General features: G+C 55.6%; 13 protein-coding genes and 1 tRNA gene. 11 read left to right on the forward strand and 3 right to left on the reverse strand.

Annotated elements, in window-relative coordinates; genetic code table 11:
- The 11 genes from HX884_RS12010 to HX884_RS12060 all read left to right on the forward strand — a co-directional run.
- Positions 1-296 (forward strand): hypothetical protein (locus HX884_RS12010; RefSeq protein ID WP_178328226.1); only part of this gene is annotated, 296 nt, incomplete at its 5' end.
- 53 nt (positions 297-349) lie between these two features.
- The gene (locus tag HX884_RS12015) at positions 350-517 is read left to right on the forward strand and encodes a hypothetical protein (RefSeq protein ID WP_170976130.1); all 168 of its coding nucleotides are present in this window, start codon (positions 350-352) and stop codon (positions 515-517) included.
- Complete coding sequence (locus tag HX884_RS12020; protein WP_178328227.1) at positions 498-938, forward strand: HNH endonuclease; 441 nt, start codon at positions 498-500, stop codon at positions 936-938. The genes HX884_RS12015 and HX884_RS12020 overlap by 20 nt, the downstream gene beginning before the upstream one ends.
- Positions 931-1,617, forward strand: a complete 687-nt coding sequence (exoX, locus tag HX884_RS12025; RefSeq protein ID WP_178328228.1) for an exodeoxyribonuclease X — start codon at positions 931-933, stop codon at positions 1,615-1,617. Before HX884_RS12020 ends, exoX begins: the two co-directional genes overlap by 8 nt.
- Positions 1,617-2,285 (forward strand): AAA family ATPase, encoded by a 669-nt coding sequence (locus tag HX884_RS12030; protein ID WP_000537165.1) that lies wholly within the window; start codon positions 1,617-1,619, stop codon positions 2,283-2,285. The genes exoX and HX884_RS12030 overlap by 1 nt, the downstream gene beginning before the upstream one ends.
- A 16-nt stretch (positions 2,286-2,301) precedes the next feature.
- Complete coding sequence (locus tag HX884_RS12035) at positions 2,302-3,033, forward strand: hypothetical protein (RefSeq protein ID WP_178328229.1); 732 nt, start codon at positions 2,302-2,304, stop codon at positions 3,031-3,033.
- Positions 3,030-3,188, forward strand: a complete 159-nt coding sequence (locus HX884_RS12040; RefSeq protein ID WP_178328230.1) for a DUF1317 family protein — start codon at positions 3,030-3,032, stop codon at positions 3,186-3,188. The genes HX884_RS12035 and HX884_RS12040 overlap by 4 nt, the downstream gene beginning before the upstream one ends.
- Entirely contained in the window at positions 3,185-4,057 is an 873-nt protein-coding gene (locus tag HX884_RS12045; RefSeq protein ID WP_178328231.1) for a Dam family site-specific DNA-(adenine-N6)-methyltransferase, read from the forward strand. The genes HX884_RS12040 and HX884_RS12045 overlap by 4 nt, the downstream gene beginning before the upstream one ends.
- Positions 4,058-4,059: 2 nt before the next feature.
- On the forward strand, positions 4,060-4,299 hold the full coding sequence (locus tag HX884_RS12050) for a DUF4060 family protein (protein WP_178328237.1): 240 nt from the start codon (positions 4,060-4,062) through the stop codon (positions 4,297-4,299).
- A gap of 41 nt (positions 4,300-4,340) precedes the next feature.
- Entirely contained in the window at positions 4,341-4,688 is a 348-nt protein-coding gene (locus HX884_RS27560) for a helix-turn-helix domain-containing protein (protein ID WP_072011928.1), read from the forward strand.
- Positions 4,571-5,728: a site-specific integrase gene (locus HX884_RS12060; protein WP_236593104.1), complete on the forward strand. Its 1,158-nt coding sequence runs from the start codon at positions 4,571-4,573 to the stop codon at positions 5,726-5,728. Before HX884_RS27560 ends, HX884_RS12060 begins: the two co-directional genes overlap by 118 nt.
- 14 nt (positions 5,729-5,742) lie before the next feature.
- Here HX884_RS12060 and HX884_RS12065 read toward each other — a convergent pair.
- The 3 genes from HX884_RS12065 to proB all read right to left on the reverse strand — a co-directional run bounded on the left by HX884_RS12065 (position 5,743) and on the right by proB (position 8,298).
- Positions 5,743-5,818, reverse strand: a tRNA-Thr gene (locus HX884_RS12065).
- Positions 5,819-5,929: 111 nt separating this feature from the next.
- Positions 5,930-7,183 (reverse strand): glutamate-5-semialdehyde dehydrogenase, encoded by a 1,254-nt coding sequence (proA, locus tag HX884_RS12070; RefSeq protein WP_178328233.1) that lies wholly within the window; start codon positions 7,181-7,183, stop codon positions 5,930-5,932.
- An 11-nt stretch (positions 7,184-7,194) separates the two neighbouring features.
- A complete protein-coding gene (gene proB / locus HX884_RS12075; protein WP_178328234.1) occupies positions 7,195-8,298 on the reverse strand; it encodes a glutamate 5-kinase in 1,104 nt (367 codons plus the stop codon).
- Positions 8,299-8,565: the final 267 nt, after the last annotated feature.

An 8,565-nucleotide genomic window follows, 5' to 3' on the forward strand; every position in this document is an offset into this window, starting at 1 on the left:
GCACCAGCATCACCGCGCTGCCGGACAATCTGACCGTGGGCGGCTCGCTCGACCTGCGCCCTGAGAAGATCACGAACGTTTCTTACCGTGAAAACTGCGGTTACTCCAGCCGTACCATCTTCGCTATGTGGACCGGCAAAGAGTTTCGGATCGCCGCTGGTTGCTTCTTCGGTTCCATCGAGCAGTTCGAACAGGCAGTAGACGACAAGTATGACGGCAATGCAGCCGAAGCATACAAAAAGGCCGGGCGTGATTGTGTGGCAGAACTGACAGAAAAGCTCAATCCGAAAGACTGAATTGATTCCGGCAGCCTCCACGGTGCCGGGCTTCCAGAACAGGAGAAAAAGCGATGCGCTCCGAAAACCAACAGCAAGCCATGAACCTTATCGCGCTGCTGTGCCTGATGTACCACTTATCGCCAGCTGACCTTGAGGCCATCGCCCACCAGCTCGCGCACTTCGATGCAGTTTGTGATTACAGAACACAGGGGGTTGAGCATGCCCAAAGTTCTTACTGATTTACAACGGCGCATCCTGGAGCGTTGCACAGTTTCCGCTTCCTGGTGCCTTGAATGGCAAGGCGCTGTTGATGGTTGTGGTTATGGACAGATCCGAGACCGTGGGGCGTTACGTAAGACACATCGCATCATGGCAAATGCACCGGATGGAATACATGCACTGCACTCATGCGACAACCCTAAATGCTGTAACCCCAGTCATTTGTCGCTGGGAACTCATACCGACAACATGATTGATAAATCGAAGAAAAGACGAGTCGCTAATGGGTCAGGCACTCAAAAGCTTAGCGAAGAAGATGTACGCAATATCCGCATAAGCAGCGACACGCATGAAAAACTGGCTCAGATGTATGGAGTCGCAAGAACAACCATCACCAATATCAAATGTGGGAACCGTTACGGGTGGGTAAAAGATGAATAACAGTAACTTATTGAGAGTGATCGACACCGAAACGACTGGGCTGGAAGGCGGCCCGGAAACCGTGGTGGAAATCGCCAGCGTCGATATTGTCGACGGGGTGATCTGCAACCCAATGAGCGACCTCGTTAAGCCAGGCGTGGCGATCGGTTTTGAGGCCATGGCTATTCACCATATCACCGAAGACATGGTGGAAGGCGCGCCGCTGCTCAGTGAAGTAATTGGCCGCTATCTGGGGGCTGATGCCTACGTCTCCCACAACGCGAAGTTTGACAAATCCAAACTGCCGCAGATTGATGCGCCGTGGATCTGCACCGCCAAGCTGGCGCGTTCGCTCTTGCCAGAGCACAAGAGCCACAGCAACCAGTACCTGCGTTACAGCCTCGGGCTGAAACCGGAAGTACCTGAAGGGCTTTACGCTCACCGAGCGCTGTATGACTGCTACGTCACCGCCGAATTGCTGCTCTATATGGGCCGCCTGGCGAAATGGACGATGGGCGAAATGCGCGCCATCTCCAATAACCCTTCCCTGCTGCATGAGCTCCGCTTCGGTAAGCATAAAGGCGTCCCGTTCGCAGAGCTGGCAAAAACAGAACCGGGTTACCTGCGCTGGCTCGTTGCCAACAGCGACGACGAAGACGTGCTGTTTACGGCTGAACACTGGCTGAACGGGGGTAAATGATGGGTACTCCAGTGCTGATCCTCGGTGACTCTGGCGCAGGCAAGTCCTACAGCCTGCGCAACTTCAATCCGGACGATGTGATGCTGCTCCAGTGCATCCCCAAAATGCTGCCGTTCAAGTCTGCGGGCTGGAAACTTCACGGCAAGCTGCTGCCAGACGGAAGCAAACAGCGCGGTAACGTTCTGCGCTCGGATAACTGGGAAACGGTGCTGGACACCATCTATCGCATGGTGCAGTCGAAAACGCGCCGCGTACTGATCATCGACGATTTCCAGGTGGTCATGCAGCACGAAAACATGAACCGCGCGTACCAGACCGGTTACGCCAAGTTCACCGAAATGGCAGATCACATCTGGCGAATCATCATGGCGGCCACCGAGCTGCCGGACGACTTCCGCGTTTATTTCCTGGCTCACACCGAAGAGACCGAGGGAAAGATCCGCATGAAGACCACCGGGAAGATGCTCAACGAAAAGCTGACGCCAGAGGGATATTTCTCCATCGTGCTGCGCGCCATCAAGAAGGACGGCAAACACGTTTTTCTCATCAAAGGCGATGACAACGACACCGCCAAAGCACCGCCCGACCTGTTCCCGGACCAGACGGAAATGGACAACGACCTCCACGCCGTAGACGTGGCTATCACCGAATTTATGACCGAATTGTAACTTTGAGGATTTAACGATGAACCAACCAATGACTTTTATGTGGAACAACGAAACGGCTGAGATGGCGAAGAAAGCTGGCGCAACAGGCGGGATCAGCGAAACCGGCGCTTACGAGGGCGAAATCGTTTCTGCGGTGTACACCTTCGGGAAAGATGGCAGCCAATCCCAGGCGCTCGAACTCAGCCTGGACTCGAACGGGGCAAAAGCAAATTACTTGCGCATTAACTTCCTCGGCAAAGACGGCCAGCAGACTTTCGGCATGGGGCTGGTATCAGCGCTGATGTGGGTCGCCCAGGTCAAACAGGCGCAACCGCAACAGGTACAGGGTCAAAACGGCATCGAATGGCACTGCCCGGCACTGGTTGGCAAAAAGGTGGGCCTGTTCCTCCAGAAGGTGCTGTACACCAAAAACGACGGCGGTGATGGCTACAAGTTCGAAGTACGCCACGTTTTCCAGCCGGGAACGCGTAAGACCTACGCCGAGCACGCTGAAAATGCCCCGGCAGAAGCGATCGCCGCGCTTGAACTGTCGATGAAGGATAAGGACGAACGTATTCACGGCGGCGCGCAGTTCTCTGGCCCGCGCAATACCCAACATGGCGGTAACCCTTATGCAAATCAGACTGGTGGTGCACCACAGTCTCGCTTGCAGCAGAACAGCGGTCAGCCACCGGTCGACTTTGACGACGATATCCCATTTGCGCCGATCGGTCTTCCGTTCCCTTCTCACTCTATCTATGCGCTATGACACACGCACAGGACGAAATCAGGGTTGGCGCGGTGCGCCTTCCCTGGCTCAAAGAGAAAAAAGGGTGGTTGTTACCGTGGGGTGATGTCGTTATCAACCCACTGAAAGCGCAACGACTGGCTGAAGAACTTAACGATAAGCAGGTGGCGGCATGAGTGATTGTGCTGAGATGTCGACTCAAGAGGCAGAAACAGCGCCGCATAGCTGGCAGCGCCCGTTCCTAAAATGGGCTGGCGGTAAATATTCGCTGCTGCCGGAACTGGATCGCCTGATCCCCGCAGGGAAACGCCTTATTGAGCCTTTTGTGGGTGGCGGCTCGGTGTTCCTTAACTCAGACAAGCACGAACGCTTCCTTCTGGCTGACGTCAACGCTGACTTGATTAACCTGTATCAGATGCTGGCGGTGGTCCCCGACTCGGTGATCTATGAGGCAGTGAAGGCATTCAGGCATCTGAATGATGCCGAAAACTACACGGTAATTCGTGAAGCATTCAACGCGCAGCGGCTGGATGCGGTCGAGCGCGCAGCAGCATTCCTTTACCTCAACCGGCACTGCTTCAACGGGCTGATCCGTTACAACCTGGACGGTTTTTTTAACGTCGGCTTTGGGAAATATAAAGCACCATATTTCCCGGAAGAAGAGATCAAGGCATTTAAGCGGAAGGCTCACGCATGCGTATTCATGAATGCAGGCTTCAGGCGCACGCTCGCGCTGGCAGGTGATGGTGACGTCGTTTACTGCGACCCACCTTATGAGCCGCTGCCCGGCACCGCTGGTTTCACTAACTACGCGGCTGGTGGGTTCTCATGGGATAGCCAGGTAGAGCTTGCGGAAAACTGTGTGGCAGCCCACCAGCGGGGGGCGAAAGTGGTGATCAGCAATTCTACCGCTCCGCGCGTAATTGAACTTTACGAACAGCACGGCTTCACGCTGCACCGCGTCAGTGCTCGCCGGGCTATATCCAGCAAAGGCAGCACTCGCGAAACAGCGAGTGATGTCGTAGCCACTTTGGGAGTGAAGTGATGATGAGGCTGATTAATCGCAGTAAGCAATCACCTATCGGTCGCCGCGCTTGTGATGCTGCGCTGGCGGCTCACCACGCAAAATATGGCGATTATGGCAGGCAGAAACACCAGACAAATTACACCGTTGAGGTTGATGGTATGAAGGTCACTGTCGAAGTCGTCAACCGGGCCACCAGCTATGTCGCCACAGCAATGATCGGCATTCGTAAACTTCGAAACCTGCCAGCACAGGCACACTGAATAACAATTACGGCCCCGGCTGGGGCCACTGGAGAACATCGATGGACGAAGAAGTATTTACCAGAGATGAGGCCGCCGCCTTCCTTAAAGTGGATAAAGGCACGATTGCCCAGTGGATAAAGTCCGGTCGCCTGGCTGCTACCCGAAAAAATCCACATAAGAAAAAAAGCCCATACCTGATCTGCAAAACAGACTGTATTGCGGCAGTGAAGAACCCGATCCACAATCAACCCGTGAATGCGGTTGATGTGCAGGAGGATAAAGCATGTCAATCAAACAACGTGCCGGTACGTGGCACTGCGACTTCGTTACGCCTGGTGGAAGTCGAATTAGACGGTCTCTTGGGACAACGGACAAAAGGCAAGCGCAGGAGCTCTATGATCAGCTGAAAGCTGAAGCATGGCGAGTTGATAAGATGGGGGAGTTTAAGCCGCGAACGTTCGATGAAGCATGCGTTCGCTGGCTTAACGAAAAGCAGCACAAGAAAAGCCTGGACGATGACAAAAGCAGGATCGGATTCTGGAGGATGCACTTCAAAGGAATGGACCTGTCAGCAATCACGGAAGACAGGATCTTGTCGGCGGTGAGTTCGATGGTTAATCGCAAACATCGAATGAACTGGGAGGCAAAACGGGACAGCCTGCTGCGAAGAGGTAAGCCGGTTCCTGAATTTAAGGATAAACCAGCGTCGCTGGCGACGAAGGCGACGCACCTTGCTTTCATCCGGGCGCTGTTACGATGTGCGGCCAACGAATGGCGATGGATAGCCAAAGCGCCGAACATCAAATGCCCGGTGCCGAAAAATAAGCGTATTCGCTGGCTAACCAAAGAGGAAGCGGCGAACCTGATCCGGGAACTTCCCGGGCATATGAAGCCAGTTGTTATTTTTGCACTGGCGACGGGGCTGCGCAGGTCGAACATCACCGATCTGGAGTGGTCACAAATTGATATGCAGAGGAAGGTCGCGTGGATTCACCCCGAGGACGCGAAAGCAGGAAGGGCGATTGGGGTCGCCCTGAACGAATCGGCCTGTAAGGTGCTGCGGGAGCAGCTGGGGAAACATAACCGGTGGGTCTTTGTTCACACTGAATCATCCGTTCGCCCGGATGGAACGAGAACAAAGGCGGTGCGCAAAATGCGGTCTGATGCTAACACGGCATGGCGCGCGGCGTTAAGGCGGGCGGGAATAGAAAATTTCCGCTTCCATGACCTGCGGCACACCTGGGCAAGCTGGCTTGTACAGTCCGGCGTGCCACTCAGTGCGCTACAGGAAATGGGCGGGTGGGAAAGTATCGAGATGGTGCAGCGTTATGCACATCTGGCACCGAATCACCTGACGCAGCATGCCATGCAAATCGACTCATTCCTGGCGGGGAATGGCACAAATATGGCACAAGGCGCTTTTGCTGAACTGGTGAATATCGCGTGAACCCGCGTGGTTAGTGGTGCCGATAATAGGAGTCGAACCTACGACCTTCGCATTACGAATGCGCTGCTCTACCAACTGAGCTATATCGGCCCTGAGAGGCCGGTTACGAGCGTAACCACGGGGCAAAAGGTTAGATCTATCCGGGTGATGCGTCAATGCCCTTTTGAATCAAACGGCTATTTTTGCATCACCCGTGATTATTTACGCACGAATCGTATCGTCGCCGATGCCGATCCACTTGTACGTAGTCAACGCTTCCAGGCCCATCGGACCACGCGCGTGCAGTTTTTGCGTGCTGACGGCCACTTCCGCGCCCAGACCAAACTGTCCACCGTCGGTGAAGCGGGTTGATGCGTTCACGTACACGGCAGAAGAATCCACTTCATTAACAAAGCGGTCGGCGTTGCGCAGCGTGCGCGTCAGGATGGCGTCAGAGTGCTGAGTACCATGCTCACGGATGTGCGCGATAGCGTCGTCGAGATCGGCTACGATCTTCACGTTCAGATCCAAAGACAGGAACTCGTCGTCATACTGCTCCGCGTTTACCGGCACCACCGTCGCCGGGCCGTCTTTCAGCAGCGCCAGCGCCTTCTCGTCCGCGTGCAGCGTGACGCCACTCTCGGCCATCTGCTTGCTCAGGGCTGGCAGGAGGGTGTTTGCGATACCCTGATGCACCAGCAGCGTTTCCACCGTATTACAGGTGCTTGGACGCTGGGTTTTGGCATTCACAATAATCTTCAGCGCCGGTGTAATTTCGGCGCTTTCGTCCACTACGATATGGCACACGCCGATACCGCCGGTGATCACCGGGATCGTCGACTGCTCGCGGCACAGCTTGTGCAGGCCCGCGCCACCACGTGGGATTAGCATGTCGATGTATTTGTCCATGCGCAGCATCTCGTTCACCAGCGCACGGTCCGGGCTTTCGATAGCCTGCACGGCACCTGCCGGTAAGCCGCACTCCTGCAGCGCCTGCTGGATGACTTTCACCGTCGCGGCGTTGGTGCGCCAGGTCTCTTTCCCGCCGCGCAGAATAGCGGCATTACCGGTCTTCAGGCACAGGGAAGCGACATCCACCGTCACGTTCGGGCGGGCTTCATAAATCACGCCGATAACGCCGAGCGGCACGCGACGGCGCTCCAGACGTAAACCGCTGTCGAGCAGTCCGCCGTCAATCACCTGCCCGACCGGATCGGCCAGATTACAGACCTGACGGACATCGTCGGCGATGCCTTTCAGGCGTGCCGGGGTCAACGCCAGACGGTCGAGCATCGCTTCGCTCAGGCCATTACGACGCGCTTCCAGCAGATCCTGTTCGTTGGCGAGGAGGATTTCCTGCGACTGCGATTCCAGATAATCAGCGATTTTTTCCAGCACGCGGTTTTTCTCGCGGCTGGAAAGGAGCGCCAGTTTGTAAGAGGCGGCCTTGGCGGCGGCACCCATTTGTTCCAGCATTTTCTGGCTCCTTAACGAATAATCATGTCGTCACGATGCACGGCAACCGGGCCATACTCGTAGCCCAGAATCGCGTCGATCTGCTGCGAGTGGTGACCCGCAATACGGCGCAGAGCATCGCTGTTGTAGCGGCTGACGCCGTGGGCGATGTCGCGACCTTCAAGGTTACGGATACGGATCACTTCACCACGGGAGAAGTTACCTGTCACGTTTTTAATTCCTTTAGGAAGCAATGAACTCCCTCTTTCCAGAATCGCGGCGGTCGCCCCTTCATCCACGGTCAGTTCACCTGCCGGCGGCGCGCCGAAAATCCAGCGTTTGCGGTTTTCCAGCGGGGATTCCAGGGCGTGGAAGCGCGTGCCGACGGAAATGCCTTCCATCACGTCGCCAATGACGCCAGGACGGCTTCCCGCCGCAATGATGGTGTCGATACCGGCACGGCAGGCCACATCCGCCGCCTGCAGTTTAGTGCCCATGCCGCCCGTTCCCAGGCCAGAGACGCTGTCGCCGGCGATGGCGCGCAGCGCATCGTCAATGCCGTGGACATCGGTAATCAGTTCAGCTTCCGGGTTGGAGCGCGGGTCTGCGGTAAACAGCCCCTGCTGGTCGGTCAGGAGCAAGAGCTTGTCGGCACCGGCCAGGATCGCCGCCAGCGCAGAGAGGTTATCGTTGTCACCCACTTTAATTTCAGCGGTAGCCACGGCGTCGTTTTCGTTAATCACCGGGACGATATTGTTGTCCAGCAGCGCGCGCAGCGTATCGCGGGCGTTCAGGAAGCGTTCTCTGTCTTCCATATCCGCACGCGTCAGCAGCATCTGCCCGACGTGAATGCCATAGATTGAGAACAACTGTTCCCAGAGTTGAATGAGTCGGCTTTGTCCCACGGCGGCCAGCAGCTGTTTAGAGGCGATCGTCGCGGGGAGTTCGGGGTAACCCAGATGTTCACGCCCGGCGGCAATCGCCCCGGAGGTCACAATAACAATACGATGCCCTGCGGCATGCAGCTGAGCGCACTGACGTACAAGCTCAACAATGTGGGCGCGATTTAGGCGGCGCGATCCGCCTGTTAAAACACTGGTGCCGAGTTTTACCACCAGCGTCTGGCTGTCACTCATGATTCTCTGCCGTTCAACGATAAGGGAAAGTGATGTCGAACGAACGTTTTAACAGGTGTCAGGCCCGTTGCCAACTGCCACAGCACATCGCGAAACACTTTGTTGCGCGGGATCAGGAAGCGTAGCGGCGGATTTTGACAATTTTATTACCGAAATAATAAATCACAGTTTTTTAAAATTAATCTTAATTTGTCATAAAAGTTTCATTCCGTAACGGGCTTTGTTGAATAAATCAGATTTCGGGTAAGTCTCCCCCGTAGCGGGTTG

Origin of the sequence: Enterobacter sp. SECR19-1250 (assembly GCF_013391025.1) — a bacterium.
GTDB classification, from domain to species: Bacteria; Pseudomonadota; Gammaproteobacteria; order Enterobacterales; family Enterobacteriaceae; genus Enterobacter; species Enterobacter cloacae.

Excerpts from the sequence above, each read along its gene's own strand:
- proB (WP_178328234.1), bottom strand. The coding sequence starts at position 8,298 with ATGAGTGACAGCCAGACGCTGGTGGTAAAACTCGGCACCAGTGTTTTA.
- HX884_RS12045 (WP_178328231.1), top strand. The coding sequence starts at position 3,185 with ATGAGTGATTGTGCTGAGATGTCGACTCAAGAGGCAGAAACAGCGCCG.
- HX884_RS12040 (WP_178328230.1), top strand. The coding sequence starts at position 3,030 with ATGACACACGCACAGGACGAAATCAGGGTTGGCGCGGTGCGCCTTCCC.
- HX884_RS12015 (WP_170976130.1), top strand. The coding sequence starts at position 350 with ATGCGCTCCGAAAACCAACAGCAAGCCATGAACCTTATCGCGCTGCTG.
- HX884_RS12030 (WP_000537165.1), top strand. The coding sequence starts at position 1,617 with ATGGGTACTCCAGTGCTGATCCTCGGTGACTCTGGCGCAGGCAAGTCC.
- HX884_RS12020 (WP_178328227.1), top strand. The coding sequence starts at position 498 with ATGCCCAAAGTTCTTACTGATTTACAACGGCGCATCCTGGAGCGTTGC.
- proA (WP_178328233.1), bottom strand. The coding sequence starts at position 7,183 with ATGCTGGAACAAATGGGTGCCGCCGCCAAGGCCGCCTCTTACAAACTG.
- HX884_RS27560 (WP_072011928.1), top strand. The coding sequence starts at position 4,341 with ATGGACGAAGAAGTATTTACCAGAGATGAGGCCGCCGCCTTCCTTAAA.
- exoX (WP_178328228.1), top strand. The coding sequence starts at position 931 with ATGAATAACAGTAACTTATTGAGAGTGATCGACACCGAAACGACTGGG.
- HX884_RS12035 (WP_178328229.1), top strand. The coding sequence starts at position 2,302 with ATGAACCAACCAATGACTTTTATGTGGAACAACGAAACGGCTGAGATG.
- HX884_RS12050 (WP_178328237.1), top strand. The coding sequence starts at position 4,060 with ATGAGGCTGATTAATCGCAGTAAGCAATCACCTATCGGTCGCCGCGCT.